At 67.1% G+C, this 21731-nt stretch carries 19 protein-coding genes; 6 read left to right on the top strand and 13 right to left on the bottom strand.

Translation table 11 applies throughout. The features are described from left to right. Nucleotides 1-18: 18 nt before the first annotated feature. The 5 genes from ASD94_RS02295 to ASD94_RS02315 form a co-directional block, all read right to left on the bottom strand. Nucleotides 19-1194: an ABC transporter permease gene (locus ASD94_RS02295; protein ID WP_156391318.1), complete on the bottom strand. Its 1176-nt coding sequence runs from the start codon at nucleotides 1192-1194 to the stop codon at nucleotides 19-21. Next, nucleotides 1194-2366, bottom strand: coding sequence for an ABC transporter permease (locus tag ASD94_RS02300; RefSeq protein ID WP_056638023.1), 1173 nt, complete (start codon nucleotides 2364-2366; stop codon nucleotides 1194-1196). The genes ASD94_RS02295 and ASD94_RS02300 overlap by 1 nt, the downstream gene beginning before the upstream one ends. Before the next feature lie 69 nt (nucleotides 2367-2435). Continuing rightward, the gene (locus ASD94_RS02305; RefSeq protein ID WP_056638025.1) at nucleotides 2436-3422 is read right to left on the bottom strand and encodes an HlyD family secretion protein; all 987 of its coding nucleotides are present in this window, start codon (nucleotides 3420-3422) and stop codon (nucleotides 2436-2438) included. 17 nt (nucleotides 3423-3439) lie between these two features. Next, nucleotides 3440-4882: a TolC family protein gene (locus ASD94_RS02310; RefSeq protein ID WP_235510550.1), complete on the bottom strand. Its 1443-nt coding sequence runs from the start codon at nucleotides 4880-4882 to the stop codon at nucleotides 3440-3442. A gap of 18 nt (nucleotides 4883-4900) precedes the next feature. Further along, nucleotides 4901-5722 carry a metal-dependent hydrolase gene (locus ASD94_RS02315; RefSeq protein ID WP_056638028.1) on the bottom strand — a complete coding sequence of 274 codons (822 nt, stop codon included), beginning with the start codon at nucleotides 5720-5722 and terminating at the stop codon, nucleotides 4901-4903. 142 nt (nucleotides 5723-5864) lie between these two features. Here ASD94_RS02315 and ASD94_RS02320 point away from each other — a divergent pair, with 142 nt between their 5' ends. Next, nucleotides 5865-6488 (top strand): TetR/AcrR family transcriptional regulator, encoded by a 624-nt coding sequence (locus ASD94_RS02320; protein WP_056638031.1) that lies wholly within the window; start codon nucleotides 5865-5867, stop codon nucleotides 6486-6488. Nucleotides 6489-6531: 43 nt separating this feature from the next. Here the strand turns inward: ASD94_RS02320 and ASD94_RS02325 are convergent, their stop codons facing one another. From ASD94_RS02325 to ASD94_RS02350, 6 genes are all read right to left on the bottom strand, one after another. Beyond that, nucleotides 6532-6918, bottom strand: a complete 387-nt coding sequence (locus ASD94_RS02325; protein ID WP_056638101.1) for a VOC family protein — start codon at nucleotides 6916-6918, stop codon at nucleotides 6532-6534. A 14-nt stretch (nucleotides 6919-6932) separates the two neighbouring features. Next, nucleotides 6933-9464, bottom strand: coding sequence for a cation-translocating P-type ATPase (locus ASD94_RS02330; RefSeq protein ID WP_056638104.1), 2532 nt, complete (start codon nucleotides 9462-9464; stop codon nucleotides 6933-6935). Nucleotides 9465-9575: 111 nt separating this feature from the next. After that, nucleotides 9576-9740 carry a rubredoxin gene (locus tag ASD94_RS02335; protein WP_056638034.1) on the bottom strand — a complete coding sequence of 55 codons (165 nt, stop codon included), beginning with the start codon at nucleotides 9738-9740 and terminating at the stop codon, nucleotides 9576-9578. A gap of 30 nt (nucleotides 9741-9770) precedes the next feature. Beyond that, nucleotides 9771-10538 (bottom strand): cytochrome b/b6 domain-containing protein, encoded by a 768-nt coding sequence (locus tag ASD94_RS02340; protein WP_056638037.1) that lies wholly within the window; start codon nucleotides 10536-10538, stop codon nucleotides 9771-9773. A 157-nt stretch (nucleotides 10539-10695) separates the two neighbouring features. Then, the gene (locus ASD94_RS02345) at nucleotides 10696-11220 is read right to left on the bottom strand and encodes a diheme cytochrome c (protein WP_056638040.1); all 525 of its coding nucleotides are present in this window, start codon (nucleotides 11218-11220) and stop codon (nucleotides 10696-10698) included. Between the two features lie 10 nt (nucleotides 11221-11230). Further along, entirely contained in the window at nucleotides 11231-11635 is a 405-nt protein-coding gene (locus tag ASD94_RS02350; RefSeq protein ID WP_056638043.1) for a DUF1924 domain-containing protein, read from the bottom strand. 113 nt (nucleotides 11636-11748) lie between these two features. Between ASD94_RS02350 and ASD94_RS02355 the strand changes: the two genes are divergently transcribed. The 3 genes from ASD94_RS02355 to ASD94_RS02365 are packed head-to-tail and all read left to right on the top strand — an operon-like array spanning nucleotide 11749 to nucleotide 14291. Then, nucleotides 11749-12135 (top strand): PepSY domain-containing protein, encoded by a 387-nt coding sequence (locus ASD94_RS02355; RefSeq protein ID WP_056638106.1) that lies wholly within the window; start codon nucleotides 11749-11751, stop codon nucleotides 12133-12135. A 24-nt stretch (nucleotides 12136-12159) separates the two neighbouring features. After that, nucleotides 12160-12852 carry a response regulator transcription factor gene (locus ASD94_RS02360; RefSeq protein WP_056638046.1) on the top strand — a complete coding sequence of 231 codons (693 nt, stop codon included), beginning with the start codon at nucleotides 12160-12162 and terminating at the stop codon, nucleotides 12850-12852. Further along, nucleotides 12849-14291 carry a sensor histidine kinase gene (locus ASD94_RS02365; RefSeq protein WP_056638049.1) on the top strand — a complete coding sequence of 481 codons (1443 nt, stop codon included), beginning with the start codon at nucleotides 12849-12851 and terminating at the stop codon, nucleotides 14289-14291. The genes ASD94_RS02360 and ASD94_RS02365 overlap by 4 nt, the downstream gene beginning before the upstream one ends. A 236-nt stretch (nucleotides 14292-14527) precedes the next feature. Here the strand turns inward: ASD94_RS02365 and ASD94_RS02370 are convergent, their stop codons facing one another. Next, nucleotides 14528-16882, bottom strand: a complete 2355-nt coding sequence (locus ASD94_RS02370) for a DUF1631 family protein (protein WP_056638052.1) — start codon at nucleotides 16880-16882, stop codon at nucleotides 14528-14530. Nucleotides 16883-16979: 97 nt separating this feature from the next. Next, nucleotides 16980-19061 carry a sodium-translocating pyrophosphatase gene (locus ASD94_RS02375; RefSeq protein WP_056638055.1) on the bottom strand — a complete coding sequence of 694 codons (2082 nt, stop codon included), beginning with the start codon at nucleotides 19059-19061 and terminating at the stop codon, nucleotides 16980-16982. Between the two features lie 256 nt (nucleotides 19062-19317). Between ASD94_RS02375 and ppa the strand changes: the two genes are divergently transcribed. After that, nucleotides 19318-19854: an inorganic diphosphatase gene (gene ppa, locus ASD94_RS02380; protein ID WP_056638058.1), complete on the top strand. Its 537-nt coding sequence runs from the start codon at nucleotides 19318-19320 to the stop codon at nucleotides 19852-19854. Nucleotides 19855-20059: 205 nt separating this feature from the next. After that, on the top strand, nucleotides 20060-21731 hold a 1672-nt coding region (locus ASD94_RS02385), incomplete at its 3' end, for a methyl-accepting chemotaxis protein (protein WP_056638061.1).

Genomic DNA, 21731 nt, shown 5'->3' on the forward strand with positions numbered 1-21731 from the left:
CTTTTGCGCTCTGCTCGTTCACTGCCGCGCATCGGGACTTGAAGGCCTCGCAAGGGCCAGCACAGCCCCTGCGCACGCTGCCCCTAACGCCACCAGCGCACACAGGTAGGGCAACGCGGCAGACAGCGGTGCCCCCAACTGGTTGAGCCGCAGCGACGCCTGCACGCCCGAGGTGCTGGGCAGCAGCCAGCGCAGCCACTGCAGCGGCTCGGGCAGGGCCTCCACCGGCCACGAGAAGCCTGCGACGAACGCGATGGGCAGTGTGGTGAACAGCAGCATCTGCAGCGCGCGTTCGCGGTTGCCAAACCACAGGCCCAGCAGCGCACCCAGTGCCGCGATGGCCGGGATGTAGCAGGCCAGCAGCGCCAGCGCGCCCAGCGGGTTGCCACCGCGCGGGTAGTCGTGCAGCACAAAGATCCACCCGAAGTAGAAGAGGCCACTGGCCCAGCCCAGTGTGCACAGCGCCAGCAGTCGGCCCAGCCAGGTGGTGGCGCTTGCGCGGTGCTGGCCGCTTTCGACCCAGGTGCCGGTGAGCATCGCAGCGCCCATCAGCAGGGTTTGCTGCAGGATGAGCAGCGCCACGGCGGGCACCACAAAGCTGCCGTAGCCTTCGGTAGGGTTGAACAGCGCCACCATCTGCAGCTGCACCGGCGCGCGGCTGGCGCGGGCCTGCGGGGCGCTCTGGCCGCTGGCCTGCAGCTTGCGGATCTCGACCCCGGCAGACACCGTGCCGACGGCTTCCGCAAAGCCGTATTGCACCGCCTTGTTCAGCAGCGCGTAGGCGCCGTTGGCCTCGATGCTGACCACGGCGTTTTCGCCGCGCACCACGTTGCGCTTGAGCCCGGCTGGGATCACCGCATAGCCCTCGATCTCGCCGCGCCACAGGGCCTCCTGCGCCTCGCGCTCGCTACCGGTGACCAGATGCACCTCGATGCGCGGGTCGGCGTCGGCAAAGCGGGTGATCTGGCGCGACAGGCTGGTGTGGTCCAAGTCCACGACAGCCACGGGGACTCGGGTCAGCACCTCGTCGGCATAGAACCAGGGGTAGAAAAAGCCGTAGAGCACAGGCGCGCCCACCAACAGCAGCAGCACGCCCTTGTCGCGCACCATGGTGGCCAGCGCGTGCAGCCAGGCGCCCAGCAGGCCTCGCTGCGAGGGAGTTGCCACGGGCTCGGGTTGTGTTGTCGTGTTCATCAGCGGCCTCCCCACGTGTCGGGGCGCTGGTGCGCCAGCGTGAGTGCGGTGGCGCCCAGCAGCCACAGCACGGCAGTGGCGAGGATCAGCGCCACGACGGTCGATACGCTGGTGGCCACGGGCGCTCCCATTTGCAGCTGCTCGATCTGCAGACGGATGTAGTGTGTGAACGGCATGGCCTCGGCCCAGGCGCGGGCGCTGCTGGGCATGCCCGCGAGTGGGAAGGCCACGCCGCTGAACGCAAACGCCGGTGCTGCAAAAAAACCCGCACCCGACAGCGCAGTGCGCAGCGACCGCGTGATGCCCGCCAGCGCAGCGCCTGCGGCGATCGACACCGCCATCAGCAGTGCCAGCGCCGCAGCCACCCACCACAGGTTGCCCGGCGGGTGCCAGCCCCGGCCCCAGGTGATGCCCACCAGCGCCAGCAGGCCCACCAGCGTGAGAGACACCCAGGGCAGGGCGAGCTTGCCGGCCAGCGCGCCCGCAGTGCGCACCCAGCCCCCTGCGCCCAGCCATTCGCCCAGCGTGCGGTCGCGCAGTTCGCGGCCCACCGTCCAGGCGCCAGCCGTCATGGCCAGGATGTGCAGCAGGGCGGGGATCAGCGCAGCACCCAGAAACTGCTCGTAATTGCTGGACACATTGAACAGCGCCACCATCTGCGTGTGGATGGGTTCCATGCTCACGTGCACGGCCTGGGCGCTTTCGCCGCGCTTGTTGCGTGCGGCCATTTCGATACCCGCCGACAAGGTGCCCACGGCCGTGCGCACATCGCGCTGTAGCAGGCCCGAGTGGGTGGACATCTGCGCGTTGTGCAGCAGCGTGACCTGCACGGCGCGGCCTTCCTTCACGGTGCGCGCAAAGTCGCGCGGGATGGAGACCACGGCGTACACGTCCACCGCCCGCAGCGCGCGTTCGGCCTCGGCCGCGTTGGTGAAGTGCTGGGTGATCTGCACGCCCGGCGTGGCGTCCAGCATGCGCACCAGCTGGCGCGACAGGCTGGAGTGGTCGTCGTCCACCACGCCCACCGCCAGGTGGCGCGGCAGGCCGGCCGAGAAGATCCACCACAAGAGCGCCACGCCCAGCAGCGGCACCCAGGTGACCATGGCGAGGTCCCACGGGTCGGCCGCCAGGCGGCGGGCCTCGCGGTGGAAGCTGTTTGCTATTGAATTCATAGCTGTTTGCGCATATTGCACTAGCGCTACCGGCACTTTTTGGTGAAATCTCTGTGCATCAGGCGCATGTCACTGCACCAGCACCGTCATACCGGGGCGTGCGCCTTCGATGGGGGCCGCCGGGCGCGCGCGCACTTCAAACGTGCGGGCGTCAAAGCCCTGGCCTGCGCGCGTGGCGCGCCAGGTGGCAAAGTCCGGCAGCGCGGCCGTGTGGTAGACCTTGAACTTCACGGTTTTTCCGCCCAGCGCGGGCAGGGTGGCGTCGAACTCGTTGCCGATGGCAAAGCGCTGCAGGCGGTCTTCGCGCACGTTCAGCACCACCCACTGGTCCTTCAGGTCCACCACCGTGACCACGGCCACGCCCTGGGGCGACAGCTCGCCGGTGCGGGCCAGTACTTTGGCTACTTCGCCGGCGACGGGGCTCTTGAGCTCCGTCTCGGCCTGGGCCGCTTGCACCTCGGCTACCACGCCCGCCACCTGGCGCGCCTGGGCGCTGGCGGCGGATCGGTCTTCGCTGCGCGCACCGGCGCGGGCCAGGTCGTACTGGGCCTTGGCGGCCAGCGCCTGGTCGCGCGAGGCCTTGAAGTTGGCCTCGGCCTCGTCGCGTTTTTGCGCCGCCACCAGGCCCTCGCGGGCCAAGCCGTCCACGCGTTTGAAGGAGGACTCGGCCAGGTCGGCAGCGGCCACAGCGCGTTGCCAGTTCAGGCGGGCCATCTCCACCTCTTGCGGGCGGGCGCCGCTTTCGGCCTTGGCAGCCACGGCCTGGGCGGCCTCCTGGGCGGCGGTGGCTTGTGCCAGCTTGGCCTTCACCTCGGGGCTGTCCATGCGGATCAGGGGTGCGCCCACGGCGATCTGGTCGCCTTCCTTCACCAGGATCTGCGCGATGCGCGCGGTGACCTTGGGGGCGATGTCGGCCTCTTGCGCTTCGATCTGGCCCTGAAAGACTTCGGGCGCAGGCTGCGAGGCCTTCCACAGGCCAAAGCCCACAAAGCCTGCCACGGCCACAAAGGCCACGGTGCCGATCACGGCTGTCTTTTTGCTGTTGTTCTTGCTCATGTTCGTTCCACCTTTACTCATTCCACCCGCACCACATCAGCGCGCGCCATGTATTTGCCAAAGTCTTCCGACAGGCCGCAGGCCTCCAGCAGGTCGGCCAGCGCCTTCACGTAGTCGTGGGCGGCCTGGGCGCGTTCGGTCTGGGCCTTGGCCTGGTTGACCTGCGCGTCGATCAAATCCAGCGTGGTGCTGGTGCCCGCCTTCAGGCCCGAGATGCGCAGGCGCAGCACTTCGTCGGCCAGCTCCAGCCCTGGCTGCAGCGCAAAGTAGGCGCGGCGCGCCTGCTCCAGGGCCAGCCAGCGCTTTTCCACCAGCAGGGCAATGTCGTTCTGCGCCTGTGCGCCAGTGCGCTCCGCCTGCTCGATCTGGCGGTTGGACGATTCGGCCAGCGCGTTGCGGTCGATGGAGTCCCACAGCGTCCAGCGCACGCCCACCCCGGCCACCCAGTCGGCGTCGCGGCCGGTCTTGAGCTGGCGCTGGCCAAACGCGAACACCTGGGGCTTGCGCAGTGCCTCCTGGGCGGCGTGCAGTTGCGTGGCTTGTTCTTTCTTGGCGGCCACCTTGTCCAAGCCCGGGTGGTGGGCCAAAGCGGTGTCGATGAAGTGGGGCAGGGGCTCGACCGGCTGGCTCAGTACAAACAGAGGGCTGGTGGGCGTGACGGGGTCGGACGCCTTGAGCGTGCGGGTCAGCGCCGTGGCGGCCAGCTCGGCATCGTCGCGGGCCTTGCGGGCATTGCGGCGAGCCTCTTCCAGCGCGGAGCGGGCCTGCAGGCGTTCGACGCGTGCAATCACGCCAGCGTCCAGCATCTTCTGCGCGGCAGCGTCGTGCTGTTCGATGGTCGCCAGGGCCGATTCGCGCAGTACGGCAGCGCGCTGCGCCAGCTGGGCGCCAAAGTAACGCTGCACCAGCAAGGTGGTGGCCTCGTGGCTGGTTTTGGTGGCGTCGGCCTGGGCCTCTTGCGCCTGGGCATCCAGCAGGCCCCGAGCGGCATTGCTGGCGCCGCCCATGTAGATGGGCCAGATGGCGGAGACCGAGGCCGTGGTGTCGCTCTTGCTGCGGTTGAGCGTGTAGCTGGACGGCAGGTGGGGCAACTGGGCCAGTGAGCCCGCCAGCTGGGGCGGCAGCTGCGACAGCACGCCGGGCAGGGCGCGGTTCAGTGGGTTCAGGTCCACGTCCAGGTTGGCGTTGTAGGTGTAGGCGGCGCCGCTCAGGTTGACCACCGGGCCGCCCAGGCGCTGCATGGCGTCGCGGCGCAGCTCGGCGCTTTCGACGGCGTTGCGCGATGCGGCCAGCTGGTCTGAGCGCTGCTGCAGCTGCTGCAGAGCGGCATCAAATGCCAGGGGACCAGCGTGGGCCTGCAGGGGCAGCAGGGTCAAGGGGGCCAAGGCGGTCGATGCAAACAGGCAGAGCAAAGCCGCGCCTGCCCGGCTTGTGTGCCGGGGCGTGGTGGGATGGGTCATGGTGTCAGGTCGTGGTTGTCAGCGCGCACCCACGGGGGTGTAGGCGTTGCTGTGCTCTGCCAGCCAGCGTGCCGACAGGTCGGTGCCGTGCTGGCTGGGGTGAAAGTCGGGGCGCAGGTATTCGCGCCAGGGGCGCCAGGTCTCACGCACCAGGCCGCCCTTGCCGAACAGCGTGCGTGCGGCGCTGGTCCAGGTGCTCCATTTCCACAGCGAGCCATCGCGGCGCAGGTTCAGTACCGTCTGGCGCAGCACATCGCCGAGGAAGACCACCGTGATGCGGCGGAACCAGGTGATGCGCCACTCATGGTTGCCGCCCAGCGCCTGGTAGAGGTCGAAGGCGGTGTTCTTGTGCTCGGACTCTTCGGCGCAGTGCCATTGCCACATGGTGGCCAGGCGTGGCTCGGCGCCCTGCAGCACCTCGGGGTGGGCCAGCAGCCATTCGGCCAGCAGCGCGGTGAAGTGCTCGTTGGCAGCGGTCACGGCCAGCGGATGGCGCGGGCCGGCGCCTGCAAACAGCTTCATGCGCTCTTGCGCACGCGGGGCCCATTCGTTGGCGAGGCCCTGCTGGTCGAGGTGGCCGTTGAACAGCGCGTGGATGCGGCGGTGCGTGGCCTCTTGCCCGATAAAGCCGCGCACCTCGTCGGCAAACTGCGCCTGTTGGTCAGGGGGCAGGGCCTTGTGGCCGTCACGCACGGCGTCGATAAAGAACTGCTCGCCCACCGGAAAGCTCATCGACAGCGCATTGAACAGCGCCGAGCGAAACGCGTCGCCACCACACCAGTGGCGCGCAAACGGCGTCTCCAGGTCGATCAGCAGGCGGCGGACAACGAGTTCGGTCATGAAGAAGGCTCCTAGCGCAAGGGGGGGCGCACGGTGGTGCACAGGTTTGGTACTTGGTAGTACCGATTGGATTTGTATGATGCAGCTCCACTGTGGTACTGTCAAGTACCTCGTTGAATTTTCTGCCTTGCGATCTGCCTCCATGAGTGAAGTCACCGCCCCAACTGCTGCACCCGCTGCACCCGCTGCAGGCACCGAACACCGCGCCCGCCTGCTGGAAGGCATGGCGCGCGCCGTGGCCGCCAAGGGCTATGCCGACACCACCATTGCCGACATCGTGCGCGAAGCCAGCGTGTCGCGCCGCACTTTTTATGAAAACTTTGCCGACAAGGCCGAATGCCTGACCGCACTGTACGAGGCGGCCAGCGGCAACGCCATTGCGGTGCTGCGCGCTGCCATTGATCCGCACAGTGACTGGGAGGCCCAGGTGGAGCAGGCCATGGCGGCCTACTTTTGGGTGCTGGCGCGCAACCCCGTGCTGCTGCGCACCTTGTTCATCGACATCCTGGGCCTGGGCCCCACGGGCCTGGCCGCGCGCCGCCGCGCCAACCAGCAACTGGCTGACCTGATGCTGGACGTGGTGAACAACCGCCCGGGCGAGCGCAAACGCAAGGCCCCGCTGCAACCCATGATGGCCATGGCCGTGGTGGGGGGCATCAACGAGATGGTGCTGCACTCCATCGAGCAGGACCGGGCCGGGCAGCTGCAAGAGCTGGTGGAGCCCGCTTCCACGTTGTTGCGGGCGGCGATCTCTGCGGAGTTTTGAATCTGTTGGGGTAGTGCTTACTGCTGCCCGCGCAGCGAGCGCCTCACACCTCGTTGGCAATCTCGATCAGGTTGTCGTCCGGGTCGTAGATATAGACCGAGCGCAGCCGATGGCGTGCGCCCGTTGCGCCCACCGGGCCTTGCACGATGGCGATGCCTTCGGCCTGCAGGTGGGCGATGACGTCTTCGAGCGGCATCCGGGTGAGAAAGCACAGGTCGCCCGAGCCCGCCGTCGCGTGGCGCACATTGGGGTCCACCACCGTGCCCACTTCGTGCAGGTTGATCTTTTGCGCGCCGAAGTGCAGCGCGTACCGCTGGGGCTTGAACTCCCGCGCGGTCATGCCCAGCACACGCTCATAAAACGCAATGGTTTTGTCGATGCTGGCGACGGTGAGGACGACATGGTCGAGTGAATCCAGGACGATGGGCATGGTGTGGGGCAGAGTCAGGCGGGTGAAGGATGGAGCGCCGGTGCCGCGGGCTGCAGCCACCGCTTGTTGGCAGCAAACACCACCGTGAGCAGCAGCCCGGCCAGCAAGGCCATGAACCAGTGCAGGGGCGACAGCGGCACAAACCGGAAAGCATTGGCCAGCCACGGCACGGTGCTGATGGCCGCCAGCGCGGCCAGCGTGCCGCCCGCTACCCACAGGCTGACCGGGGTGAGGCCTGTCCACAGGCTGCGCCAGCCCGTCTTGCTGCTGCGGCTGGGCAGGATGAGTGCGGCATTGGCGGCCACCAGCACCACAAACGCGGCCGTGCTGGCGGTGGCGGCATGTGCGGGCTGGCTCAACAGCCAGGCGTACAGGCCCACCACGGCGGCCGTCACCACGCTGCCTTGCAGCACACTCAGCAGGATGTGGCGGGCGGACAGCAGTGGCTCGTCGGCCGCGCGGGGCGGCTGCTGCATGAGGTCGGCAGCGCCTTTTTCGGCCTCGAACACGATGGAGCAGGCGGGGTCGATGACCAGCTCCAGAAACGCGATGTGCAGCGGCGCCAGCACCAGCGGCAGCCCGAACAGCACCGGCAGCAGCGCCAGCCCGATGATGGGCACGTGCACCGCCAGTGTGTAGACCATGGCCTGGCGCAGGTTGGCAAAGGTCTGCCGCCCCCGGTGAATCGCCAGCACGATGGCCGCGAAGTCGTCGTGCAGGAGCACCAGGGCCGCGGCCTCGCGCGCCACATCGGTGCCGCGCTGGCCCATGGCGATGCCGATGTGGGCGGCCTTGAGGGCGGGGGCGTCGTTCACGCCGTCACCGGTCATGGCCACCACCTCGCCCTGGGCCTTGAGGGCTTCGACCAGTGCCAGCTTCTGGTGCGGCTTGATGCGTGCAAACACGCTGACCTGCCGGACCTGGTCGGCCAGCACCTGCGGCGGCATGTGGGCCAGCTCGTCGCCGGTAATCACACGGTCGTTGGCGATGCCCGCCTGGGCTGCAATGGCGCGTGCGGTGCGGGGGTGGTCGCCGGTGATCATCACCACGCGAATGCCCGCCTGGCGGCACTGTGCAACGGCCTGGGGTACCTCGGGGCGCAGCGGGTCGGCCAGGGCTACCAGGCCCAGCCATTCAAAGTCAAAGTCGTGCTGGGCGTCGGGCCAGGTGTCTTGCGTGCGGTGCCTGGCCTTGGCCACACCCAGCACCCGCAGGCCCCGGTCGGCCAGACGCGCGGCCTGGGCGCTGACGGCGGCGCGCTCGGCGTCGGGCAAGTGGCAAAGGTCGGCCACGGCTTCGGGCGCGCCCTTGGTGGCCACCGTGTCGTGTGCCGAGATGCCGTCGCGCCACAGGTGGCTCATGGCCAGCAGCTGCGGCGACAGCTCGTATTCGCGCGCCAGCGACCATGCGGGGTGCAGGTGCTCGGTGTCCACCAGATGGTCCGCCGCCATGCGGTGAAAGGCCTGCTCCATGGGGTCGTGCGGTTCGATCTCGCTGGCCAGAACAGCGTATTCGAGCAGTTCGTGGAAGGCATCGGGCAGCGCGCTGCCATCCGCCGCAGCCGGCAGGTTTTGCACATCCAGCTCCTTGCCCGCAATGCAGAGCGCTGCCACCGCCATGCGGTTTTGGGTGAGGGTGCCTGTCTTGTCCACGCACAGCACGGTGGTCTGGCCCAGCGTCTCGATGGCGTTGAGCCGCCGCGTCAGCACCTGCTGCGCCGCCAGCCGCCGCGCGGCCAGGGCCAGGAAGATGATCATGATCACCGGCAACTCTTGCGGCAATACGCCCATGGCCAGCGTGATGCCCGCCAGCACCGCCTGCAGCCAGTCGCCCCGCAACGCCCAGAACAGGGCCACCAGTAGCGCGCACAGCGACAGGCCGATGACCACCAGCTTGCGCGTGAGCCGCGCCATCTCTTCGCGCAACGGCGAGGCCTGCAGGGCAATGGTGTCTAGCGACTGACCAATGCGGCCCAGCTCGGTGTGGCGGCCCACGGCGGTGACCTGCAACAGGCCCTGGCCGCTGACCACCAGCGTGCCCGCAAACACCTTGTCGGCGGGTTGTTTGGCCACGGGCTCGGACTCGCCGGTCAGCATCGACTCGTTGGCGGCCAGCTCGTGGGCTTGCAGCAGCGTGCCGTCGGCCGGGATGCGGTCGCCCTCGGCAATCATCAGCAGGTCTTCGCGCACCACGTCGCGGCCTGCAATGCGCACCAGGGTGCCGCCGCGCAATGCCAGCGCGCGGGGGCTGGAGAGGTCGCGCAGGGCGTTCAGCGCGTTGTCGGTGCGGCGCTCCTGCAGCACCGTGATCGCCATGATGATGACCACAAAGCCCAGCAGGATCAGCGCCTCGTGCGCATCGCCCATGGCGAGGTAAATGGCGCCTGCGCCCAGCAACAGCAGGAACATGGGCTCGGTGACCACGTCCCAGGCCATGTCGCGCAGAGTGCGGCGCTGGCTGATGCCCAGTTCATTGGGGCCCTCGTCGCGCAGGCGCTGCGCGGCCAGGGCCGGGTCGAGGCCGGTGGGGGAGTCGGTAGGTGGCATGTTGGGCGTGAGGCTGCGTTGCACAGAGGATGCAATGGTGTAACGGTTATACCGCGCACCGATGTCTGCAGCCCTGACGCGGCGCAGCGGCCTGCGGCCAGCGTTCTTTCGTCACACTTCGCACATCACAAAGTCCGCCTTGCCAACATTGCATTCGGGGCAGCGCCAGTCGTCGGGCACATGGGCCCAGAGTGTGCTGGGCGCGATCCCATGGTCGGGCAGGCCGGAGGCCTCGTAGTAGATCCAGCCGCAAACGGCACACATGTAGATTTTCATGGGGTGGCTCCTTCGGTGTGGGGCTGGGCGTCAGTCGTCATCGTGGTGCCGCTGGCGTTCGGTGGATGTGCCGTTGGCCACCCAGCCGCTGGGCGACTGCTGCCACTGCCAGGCGCCAAAGGCCAGTGTTGCGATCAGCAGCAGGGCGGCGAGCCAGGTGCGGTTCTTCGGGACCAGGTCTGGGCCCTTGCCCTCCACCCGGCCGGTGAGCATGGGCAGGGCCTGGTTCTTGCGGCGCAGCACGCTCAAGCCAGCAATCAGCGCAATATGGGCCAACACCACAAACAGCAGGGCGTTGCCGAAGAACTCGTGCACTTCTTCCATCGCTTCGCCCATCCAGTTACCACCGAGCGCAGCGCCCCAGTCGTTGTACGTAGCGTAGCCACTGAGCGTGAGGGGCACCACCAGCGCTAGCAGCAACACGATGGCCAGCGCCATCAGCAGGTTCTGGCCCTGGCGCCAGTTGATCTGCGTGACTGATGGGGCCTGGGGCAGGGCTCGCAGCCATGCGGGTGCCCCTGCCAGCTTGCGCCACAGCAGGCCCAGGCCCGAGGTGCGCGGCCCGACGATGCCGTACAGCAAGCGAAAGCCCAGCAGCCCCGCCATGGTGTAGCCCAGCGTGACGTGCAGCAGCCGCCAGTGTTCGCCATCGGCCGTGGCGTAGGCACCCGCAAAGCACAGTGCAAACAGCCAGTGGAACATGCGCGTGGGCGCATCGGTCACCCGGCGGCTGGGAGCCTTGGCGGGGGCCTGTTGCGCCGAGGCATCGGCGGGATGGAGGGTGGGTGTGTTGTTCATCGTGTTTTCCTTGATCGGATACAGGTCAGATTCAATGCAGATCGAGAGCGGCGAACAGGGCTCAGCGAAGCGGTTCTGGCGAGGCGCTGTGTCGCAGGCAGTACGGTCAGTACGACAAGACACAGCAACGACGCCAGAAGAGTTCTGTTCACCGCTCTCAGTCGTTCCAGGCGCGGCGGGAACGGGCATCCAGCCCTACCGGCATGCGCAGGTTGTGTTCGTCAAACTGCCCCTGGTCTGCGCCCGTGTGGCAGGCCGCGCAGTTGGCGGCGCTTTTCACGCTGGCGAGCTTCCAGGTGGCGGGTTCGATCTTTCGGTGTTTGCGCTCAAACCAGGCCGAGCGGGTCATGCGGTCCTCGGGCGGCTCTTCGTTCACGCGCTTGTAGGTGCCGGCGTGGGCCTGCAACCACTGGTTGAGCTGGCGCACGGTGGCCGCGTCCAGCGATGCGTCGGTGCCGTAGTGCTTGTCGAGGCCCGCCATCACGCGGTTCCACGACGCTGCGGGCAGCAGGCCGGGCGGGTAGGCGGTGTGGCAGGAGGCGCATTCCTGCGTGTAGGCGTTGGGCACATTGCGGGGCATGGCTCGCCCGCTGTCTGCGTGGGCGCTGGTGAGGGACAGCAGGGTCAGCGCGCAAGCAGCGGCGGCCAGGGCTGCAGGTCGCAGGGGGGCAGGTTTTTTCATGGTGTCGGTCTCAGGGCTTGAGGGCGTTGAGGTAGGCCAGCACATCGGCCTTTTCCACCGCCGTGCATTCACGGCGCAGCACGTCGTTGCAGTTGCGGCGGAACCACTTGTCCACCTTGGCGGTGTCGGTAAGGGTCTTGGGGTTGAAGGCTGGTGCCAGGGGCGCGATCGGCTTGCCGGTGCTGGCGTGTTTGCCCTGCGCGGTGGGCGGTGTGCCGTGGCAAGACGCGCAAGACCACTCGCTGCCATGGCGGGTGGTGAAGAACACTTTGCCCTTGTCGGCGTTGCCGGGGCTGCCGGCCTGCGCGCTCCAGTGGGCAAGCTGTTGGGTGGCTGTGGTGTCGGCGGCTTGGCTCGTGCCAGCAGCTGCCAGTGCGCAGAGCGCGGCCAAGGTCAGTGTGCGAAGGGAGGTCATGCCAGGGTCCTTGTGGGTTGTGTCTTGTGGGGCCATTGTTGAAATCCCTGCCTGAACGGCGCGTGAAAGGCCTGTTCATCGGTCGTTCAGATTTCGCGCGGGACAATGCAGCCATGTTTTTCTCCCTTCACCCCGCTTCTGCAGGCCGCTTTGCCCGGCGCTCGCGCCTGGCGGCCTGTGTGCTGTGCGCTGCTGTGCTGGCCGTGCCGTCTGCCTGGGCCAGCGGCAAGGATGACCATGATCGGGCGCGGCAGGCTGTGCAGGCGGGCCAGGTGCTACCGCTGCCCACAGTGCTGGAGCGCCTGCAGCGCGAGGTGCCGGGACAGGTGCTGGAAGTGGAGCTGGAGCAGGAGCGCGATCGCTGGATTTACGAGATCAAGCTGCTGACGCCTGCCGGACAGTTGACCAAGGTCAAGCTCGATGCGCGCACCGCCGAGGTGCTGGGCGTGCGTTCTCGAGAATCGCGCGAAGATCAGCCACGAAGCCGGGACAATCGCTGACACCCCTCCGACCACAACACCCCCATGCGCATCCTGCTGGTAGAAGACGACACGCAACTGCGCGCGCAGCTGCGCACCGCGCTGCAAGACGCGGGCTACACCGTGGACGAGGCCGATAACGGCCGCGATGCGCAGTTTCTGGGTGAGACCGAGGCGGTGGATGCTGTGGTGCTGGACCTGGGTCTGCCCGTGGTGGACGGGCTCACGGTGCTCAAGCGCTGGCGGGCCGACGGGCGCAACATGCCGGTGCTGATCCTCACTGCGCGCGACAACTGGCACGAAAAAGTCGCGGGTATCGACGCCGGTGCCGATGATTACCTGACCAAGCCCTTTCACCTCGAAGAACTGCTGGCGCGCCTTCGTGCACTGATCCGCCGCGCCAGCGGGCAGGCATCGGCCGTGCTGCAGTGCGGAGACTGGTCGCTGGACACCCGCAGCGGCCGTGTGACCTGCGCGGGCCAGCCGGTGACGCTGACGGCCCATGAGTACAAGGTGCTCGACTACCTCATGCACCGGCCCGGCGTGCTGGTCTCGCGTGCGGAGCTGACCGAACACATCTACGCGCAGGACTTTGACCGGGACTCGAACACCATCGAGGTGTTTGTGGGGCGCTTGCGCAAAAAGATGTCGCCCTCTGCAGGTTCGTCGGCTACCCCAGAGGCTTCGGCCCGCATCGAAACCGTGCGTGGCATGGGCTACCGCCTGGTGCCGCCATGAGTGCGCCAGGTACGCTACCTGCGCCGCCCGTGCACTGGCTCCGGTCGTTGCGGGTGCGGCTGCTGGCCGTCACGCTGGCGGGGGTGGCCGTGGCCATGGTGCTGGCTGGGCTGGTGCTGAGCGGGTTGTTTCGCGAGCATGTCCAGCAGCAGTTTCAAGCCGCGCTGCAGCTGCAACTGGACCAGCTCACGGCCCGCCTGGAGTTTGATGCGCAGGGGCAGCCAGTGATTGCCGCCGAGGCGCTGTCGGACCCGCGCTGGCTCAAGCCCTATTCGGGCCTGTATTGGCAGGTGGACGCCATGGCACCCGATGGGCAGGGGCGGGCCGGAGTGCTGCGCTCGCGCTCGTTGTGGGACACCAGCCTGGCGCTGCAGGTGGATGCGTTGGGCGATGGCGCCGTGCATGTGCATGAGATGGCAGGCCCGCAGGGCGCGCCTTTGCTGGTGCTGGAGCGCACTGTGCGCGCCGAAGGCACGCATGAAGCCCGTTGGCGCCTCATTGTGGCCGCCGACCTGCAGGCCACGCAGGCGGCCACGGCCCGGTTTACCGGGGTGCTGGCGCTGTCACTCGCGGCGCTGTTGGTGTTGCTGGCGGCGGCCGCCTGGGCGCAGGTGGCCGTAGGGCTCAAACCCCTGCAGGCGCTGCAGCGTGCGGTGCAAGACGTGCAAGAGGCTCGGGCTTCGCAATTGCAAGGCAGCTTCCCTGCCGAAGTGCAGCCACTGGTCGATGACTTCAATGCCGTGCTGCGCCGCCATGGCGAGGTGGTGGAGCGCGCGCGCACGCAGGCGGGCAATCTGGCACATGCGCTCAAAACGCCCCTCACGGTGCTGGAGAACGCGGCCCGTGCGCAACCACCCGCTGATGGTGCGGCGCTGGCGGCTCTGGTGCGTGAGCAGGTGCTGGTGTCACGTCGGCACATTGACTGGCATCTGGCCCGGTCGCGGGTGGCCGCGTCTGCACACCTGCCCGGGCAGCGCACTGCGCTGCAGCCGGTGGTAGAAGGCCTGGTACGCGTCATGAACAAGGTGCATGCAGACCGGGGGCTGGACATCAGTGCCGATCCGTCCCCGGCGCCGCTGTTCTTCGCGGGTGAGGCGCAGGACCTGCAGGAAATGCTGGGCAACTTGCTGGACAACGCCTGCAAATGGGCTCGGTCTGCGGTACGGCTGCAAGCGCAGGCGTTGCCCCTCGGCGTGGATGCCGCGCAGCGCCAGCTGGTGATCACGGTGGAGGACGACGGCCCCGGCATTGATCCCGCACAACGCGCGCAAGCGCTGGAACGCGGCGTGCGCCTGGACGAAACCGTGCCTGGTACAGGGCTGGGCCTGGCCATCGTGCAGGAGCTGGCGGCACTGTATGGGGGGCGGCTGGATCTGGAGCCTGCGGGATTGGGCGGTATGCGTGCGACGCTCTGGCTGCCTGCGGCGACTTCTCGCTGAACCGCTGCTGCCGCTTCTGTTGGCGCAGGACAGCCGCAACCAAACCCGCCAAAGCGGGACGCACAGAAAAAAGCCCGCCAAAGCGGGCTAAGGCCCTGACAAATTCCCCTGAATTCTGCAAAGCCTTGGAGTGATGGAAACAGGTTATCACCGTCTGCGGTGTTTGACCACTCCTGTTGTGCAGGCGGTAAGTACAAGTTCCAAGGTGTCGGTGTGTGAAATCCGGCACGTTGCCGTCAGTGCCTGCTTTCCACGCTGTTGTGCATGGCCGTCTGGGCCACGGCGTCCAGGGCGTTGTCCACCACGGTCTGCTCGGCCAGTACCTGGACGGCACCTTGCTGCAGCAGCCGGTCCAGCAGCCGCAGGGTCATGGACTGCGTTCGGCCGGAGGCGCTGGTGAACAGGAACAGGTTGCCATGCGAGCCGATCCAGGACAGCTGGGTGCGCTCCCACTGGCCGGCGACCTGCAGGTTGACCCAGGTACCCACGGTGATGGTGGCGGGGGGCAAAGACAGGGCTGCTGCGACGCTGGGCTCCGCCTCGGCGCCGGCATCGCCCTCTTCGGATTCGGGCGCCTGCGAGACGTCCATGTAGCCTGACTCCCTCGCTTCCGAGGGCGCCACCCAGGGGTCGTCCTCGTCCAGGGGGGCCGGTTGTGGTGGCTCCGCGCCGGGTGCCGCAAGAGCTGCCGCAGGTGATGGGGACGGCGCGGCCACTCGCGGCCCGGGTGTGAAGGCCTGCTGGTGCAGTTGCATCAGCAGCTCAAACACCGCCTCCGTGCGGTCGGCTGGGTAGTCGATGGACGCCAGGCCTTCGCGCAGTTTGGGCAGCAGTTTGGGCAGCAGGCGGGCGAGCTGGCCGGTGTTCGCACGTGTCAGCCCGGGCTGCACACTCCAGATCAGTGCATCCACCAGTTCCTGGTACCGGCCCGGGTCGGTCGTGCCCGGCTTGACGGACAGACGGGCCTCCGCCATGACCTGGGCCCAGGGGCCCAGCAGAAAGCGCGAGATGGCGTCGGGCACTTTGCCGATGTCTGGCAGCAGCCAGATCTCGCGCGATATCTGCGCGGCCAGCAGATGGCGCTGCTCTGCATGCTGCAGGGCTTCGATCGCGCGCTGGCGCTCCTGCTTGAGCGCCTGGTCTTTCTCGGCCCATTTGGCGTGCAGCTGCTGCAGCACTTGCTCAAAGTCGTCGGCGCTGTCGATGGTGGCGGTGGCCAGCGGGCCGGCAATGTGCATGAGCGACCGCATGAAGCTCTGGAAACCCGGGGCTTCGGGGCTGTTGAAGGCCAGGCTGCGGTCGGTGATGTCCTGCAGCAGGCAGCGCGCGGCATGCTCCTTGTGGCTGAAAAAGCGGGGGTCGACCAGCGCCAGTTGCATCAGCGCAGGCTCCAGCGCGCGGATGAACTGCTGCACCGGCCACAGCAGCCGGGTGTCGCGTGCGATGTTGTCCACCATCAGCGCCACCACCTCCATGCTCAAGGCCTGGCCCAGGCCCTGTACCTGCTGCCGCTGCGCGGCTGCAGGGTTGCCGTCTGCACCGCTGCCAGCGGACGCGCGCGGTGTGCCCAGGCGTTCCATCATCTGGCCGACCTGGTTCATCTCTTGCAGCGCCTCAAACGCTGCAGGCACCGTCATCGCAAAATCCGTGGCCGGTGGGTCGATGGGTGGCAGGCCTTCCGCCGCGTGCTCGAACTCGCGCGCAAACCGGTCAGCAAACGATTCCTGGCTATCGCCGGTGACTGCATGCACATCGGCAGGCGCGGGTGCCTCGTTGAACTCGCCCAGCAGCAGACGGCGCAGGCGATCCAGCGTCAGCAGCGGGTCGCTCGTGCTGGTTGACGCAGAAGACAGGTCGTTGTCGGCCGCGAAACCGGGTGACACCCCTCCATCGGCGGGAGCCACATAGACCACCTCGCCCGTGGCCTGCCGCATGGCATAGCCCACTGGCTTCACGCCGCTTTGCTTGAGCTGGTCGATTTGCGCCAGGTACAGGCTGCGCAGCTCGGCGCCCAGTGCCTGGGCCATCAGCCCCATCCAGTCGTGGCGCACTTGGGGCGTGACCTGCATCTGCGACACCACGGACTGCAGGGCCTGCAAAAAGACGTCGGGCCGCAGCGGGTTGTGCTCGGGCTGCACCCTGGGCAGGCCTTGGGCGGCGCACACCAGTGCGTCCAGGTCGGCCAACGGCCCCTCCACCGCAGAGATCAGCACCTGCCGCGCGCGGGCGCGCTCCACACTGTCGTTGATCTGCGCCTCGTCCATCAGTTCGAGGTCGTCAAAGTGCACGGTGAACAGGGAGCGCGTGGGCTTGTCGTCGCCCTGTGCGGTGTCCTGGTCCAGGGACTTGCGCAGTGCGTCGGGGTAGCGCTCTGCCATCACCGATGCCAGCCGCATCAACTGCTGGCGTGCCTCCTGCATCGCGTGGTGCTCGCCGGGGGTGCGGGCACTGTCCAGGCGCGACTGCAGGGACATGCGCGTGGTCTCGATGACGCGCTCCACCACAGGCCGGGCCTGGGTGAGCGCGATCTGGACGATGCGCTGCTGGGGTGCAGCGGGGCTGCCGGTCGGGGCGGTGGGTGTCAAGGCCATCTTCAGTGGGACTGGGTACCGGTGGCTGCTGTAGTGGATGCAATATTACGCGTCAAAAAGGGGCCCAAGGCCCCTTTTTGACGGTGGTGCGGAGGCTTTACCCGCCATGAAACTTGACCACCAGCGGCACGATGAGCAGCGCCACGATGTTGATGATCTTGATCAGCGGGTTGATGGCCGGACCGGCCGTGTCCTTGTAGGGGTCGCCCACGGTGTCGCCGGTCACGGCTGCCTTGTGCGCCTCGGAGCCCTTGCCGCCGTGGTGGCCGTCTTCGATGTACTTCTTGGCGTTGTCCCACGCGCCGCCGCCGGTGCACATGCTGATGGCCACAAACAGGCCCGTGACGATGGTGCCCATCAGCAGGCCGCCCAGTGCCTTGGGGCCCAGCAGCAGGCCCACCCCAATCGGCACCACCACGGGCAGCAGGCTGGGGATCACCATTTCCTTGATGGCGGCGGTGGTGAGCATGTCCACGGCCTTGCCGTATTCGGGCTTGCCCGTGCCGTCCATGATGCCCTTGATGGTGCTGAACTGGCGGCGCACCTCCACCACCACGGCGCCTGCGGCGCGGCCCACCGCCTCCATGGCCATGGCGCCGAACAGGTACGGGATCAGCCCGCCGATGAACAGGCCCACGATGACCATCGGGTCCGACAGATCAAAGCTCACGGCCCGGCCATAGGTTTCGAGCTTGTGGGTGTAGTCGGCAAACAGCACCAGTGCGGCCAGGCCGGCGGAGCCGATGGCGTAGCCCTTGGTGACGGCCTTGGTGGTGTTGCCCACGGCGTCCAGCGGGTCGGTGATGTCGCGCACGCTGCTGGGCAGTTCGGCCATTTCGGCAATGCCGCCCGCGTTGTCGGTGATGGGGCCATACGCATCCAGCGCCACCACGATGCCGGCCATGCTCAGCATGGACGTGGCCGCCACCGCAATGCCATACAGACCGGCCAGACCGTAGGCCACGATGATGGCGGTGCACACAAACACCACGGGCCAGGCCGTGGAGCGCATCGACACCCCCAGGCCCGCAATGATGTTGGTGCCGTGGCCGGTGGTGGATGCCTGGGCAATGTGCTGCACGGGGGCGTATTGCGTGCCGGTGTAGAACTCGGTGATCCAGACCAGTGCGGCCGTCAGCACCAGGCCAGTGGCGCAGGCACCAAACAGCCGCAACTGGGAGCCCGTGGCCGTGATGGCGTTGTCCGGCATGATCCACAGCGTGACGAAGTAGAACGCCACCAGCGACAGCGCCCCGGCAATCGCCAGGCCCTTGTACAGCGCGGGCATCACGTTCTTCATGCCGGGCGAGGCCTTCACAAAGAAGCAGCCGATGATGGATGCCACGATGGACACGGCCCCCAGCGCCAGCGGGTACACCACCGCATTGACCTGGGCGGTGGCTACCATCAGGGCGCCCAGCACCATGGTGGCGATCAGCGTTACGGCATAGGTCTCGAACAGGTCGGCCGCCATGCCCGCGCAGTCGCCCACGTTGTCGCCCACGTTGTCGGCAATCACGGCCGGGTTGCGCGGGTCGTCTTCCGGGATGCCGGCCTCTACCTTGCCCACCAGGTCGGCACCCACGTCTGCACCCTTGGTGAAGATGCCGCCGCCCAGGCGCGCAAAGATCGAGATCAGCGACGAGCCGAACGCAAAGCCGATCAGCGGGTTGAGCAGTGTGGCCAGGTGGGCGGTGGGCGTGAGATTGCCGTTCCCCGCCAGAAACCAGTAAAAGCCCGTGACACCCAGCAGGCCCAGCCCCACCACCAGCATGCCGGTGATGGCACCGCCCCGAAACGCCACATCCAGCGCCGGGCCAATGCCGTGGGTGGCCGCCTGCGCGGTGCGCACGTTGGCGCGTACCGACACATTCATACCGATGAAGCCGCACGCGCCCGAGAGCACGGCGCCCACCACAAAGCCCACCGCCGTGGTGCCGTCCAGAAACACGCCGATGAGCACCGCCAGCACCACGCCCACGATGGCAATGGTCTTGTACTGGCGGGCCAGGTAGGCGGCGGCGCCCGCCTGGATGGCGGCGGCAATCTCCTGCATGCGGGCATTGCCCGGGTCTTTGGAAAGAATCCAGCCCCGGGCCCAGACGCCGTAGGCCACCGCGATGAGCCCGCAAACGAGTGCGAGGATGAGAGGGGATGTCAGTGCTGAACCTGCAGCCATTCAATTCTCCTTGGTGTGTTGCACGGAGGGGGACCAACGCATCGGTGGCTTCCCCGCTGCGTTGCTTCCTCGTGCTACCCATGCGTTTCGCGCAGGAGCCGATTGGCCAACAGGCCCAATTTACAGGCAAACGCCGGTTTGCAAGCGGGCAGAAAGGGGCGTGCGCCTAAAATCAGGGTTAATCCCGACGCTTCGTTGCGCTGCATCAGCGCCGAAGGCCTCGCGGGTTATCGTCAACAAACCACTATCCAAAGACATGTCCCTCAACAACGTCCCCCCAGGCAAGAACGTCCCTGACAGCTTCAACGTCGTCATCGAGATCCCGATGAACGCCGACCCGATCAAGTACGAGGTGGACAAGGAATCGGGCGCCATTTTTGTGGACCGTTTCATGACCACGGCCATGCACTACCCCACCAACTACGGGTATGTGCCGCAGACGCTGTCGGGTGACGGCGACCCGGTCGATGTGCTGGTGATCACGCCTTACCCGCTGTTCCCCGGTGTGGTCGTGCCCTGCCGCCCTCTGGGCATTCTGATGATGGAAGACGAGGCTGGCGTGGATGGCAAGGTGATTGCCGTGCCCACCTCCAAGATCCTGCCCATGTACGACCACTGGAAGAACATCGACGACGTGAACGCCATGCGCCGCAACGCCATCGCCCACTTCTTCGAGCACTACAAGGACCTGGAAAAGGGCAAGTGGGTCAAGGTGCTGGGCTGGGAAGGCATCGACGCCGCCAAGAAGGAAGTCACCGACGGCATCGAGAGCTACAAGAAGTCGCAAGCCTGATAGGCCTCTGGCGCCGGTGCTTCATGCACCGGTTGCTATTAAATTAAAAGCACGCCATCCGCCATGGATGGCGTGCTTTTTTTTGCAGTTGGAACCCGTGCGGGGTGAGGCAGGCCAGGCGAGTCCGGGTGGAGGGCGCTGATAGACTGCATTTGGTTACACGGCTGCGGCTGTCCCGGTGTTTCGAGGTATTTTGAGGTGATTCATGAAAATTTCTGATCTGCGCATCGGTGTGAAGCTGGCGGCGGGTTTCCTGGTGGTGGTATTGCTGACCGCCTTGCTCGGCGCCATTGCGCTGGTACAAATGTCCCGCATCCACGCCAACGCCGAGGAGATCGCCACCAACCTGCTGCCCAGCGTCACGCAAACGGGCGAATTGCGTGTGCTCCTCAATCGCATGCGCCGTGCCGAGGCGGGCATGGTCACGGCGCGCAGTGCGGCCGAGGTCAAGGCCTTTGGCGAGCAGGTGGCACAGCGCCACAAGGACCTGACCCGTGTGGAAGCGATCTACGAGCCGCTCATCGACATGCCCAAGGAGCGCGAGGTTTTTCAGGCCTACAAGACGCGCAAGGCGGCCTATGTGGTCTTGCAGGACAAGCTGGCGGACATTGCCAAAGGCGTGGACTTCAGCACCGCCGAGACCATGGAGCTCACCGCCGATGCGTTGGGCATGCTGTATTCGGGCGAATCGGAGTCGGCCTTTGTGGCTGTTGCCGAAACCCTGGGCGAGCTGCAAAAGATCAATTCGGAAGCCGCCCTGCGGGCCAACGATGAGGCGCAGCGGGTGTTCACCGGGGCGCGTATCTGGGTGCTGGGCACGCTGGCCCTGTGCGTGGCCCTGGCTGCGGTACTGGGCGTGGCCATCACCCGCGCCGTCACGCGCCCCGCCCACCATGCGGTGCTGGCCGCCCTCGCGATTGCCGATGGTGACCTGGCGACTGAGGTGCCTTCGGGCGGCAAGGATGAAATGGGCCAGCTGCTGAATGCACTGGGCGACATGCGGGCCAACCTGGCGCGTGTGGTGTCAGGCGTGCGCAGCAACGCCGAAGGGGTAGCGTCCGCCAGTGCGCAGATCGCCTCGGGGAACAACGACCTGAGCGCGCGCACAGAACAGCAGGCCAGCGCGCTGGTGCGCAGCAACGCCGAAGGGGTAGCGTCCGCCAGTGCGCAGATCGCCTCGGGGAACAACGACCTGAGCGCGCGCACAGAACAGCAGGCCAGCGCGCTGGAAGAAACGGCAGCGTCGATGGAAGAACTGGGCTCCACCGTGCGCCAGAACGCCGACAACGCCCGGGCCGCCAACCAGCTGGCCGTGAGCGCCAGCACCGTAGCCGTACAAGGCGGAGACGTCGTAGCCGAAGTCGTCGAGACCATGAAAGGCATCAACGCCAGCAGCAACAAGATTGCAGACATCATCAGCGTCATCGACGGCATCGCCTTCCAGACCAACATTTTGGCGCTCAACGCCGCCGTGGAAGCCGCCCGTGCAGGCGAACAAGGACGGGGCTTTGCCGTGGTGGCCGGAGAAGTGCGCAACCTGGCAGGGCGCAGCGCAGAAGCCGCCAAGGAAATCAAAGCCCTCATCACCGCCAGCGTGGAACGCGTGGAACAAGGCACCGCCCTGGTGGACAAGGCAGGAGCCACCATGACCGAAGTCGTCAGCGCCATCCGCCGCGTGACCGACATCATGGGAGAGATCAGCGCCGCCAGCAGCGAACAAAGCGCAGGCGTAGGCCAAGTGGGAGAAGCCGTCACCCAGATGGACCAGGCCACCCAGCAAAACGCCGCCCTGGTGGAAGAAATGGCCGCGGCCGCCAGCGCGCTGAACGCCCAGGCYGGCGAACTGGTCAAYGCCGTGGCCGTATTCAAGCTCGACG

The organism is Acidovorax sp. Root70 (genome assembly GCF_001428225.1).
Lineage (GTDB): Bacteria > Pseudomonadota > Gammaproteobacteria > Burkholderiales > Burkholderiaceae_C > Acidovorax.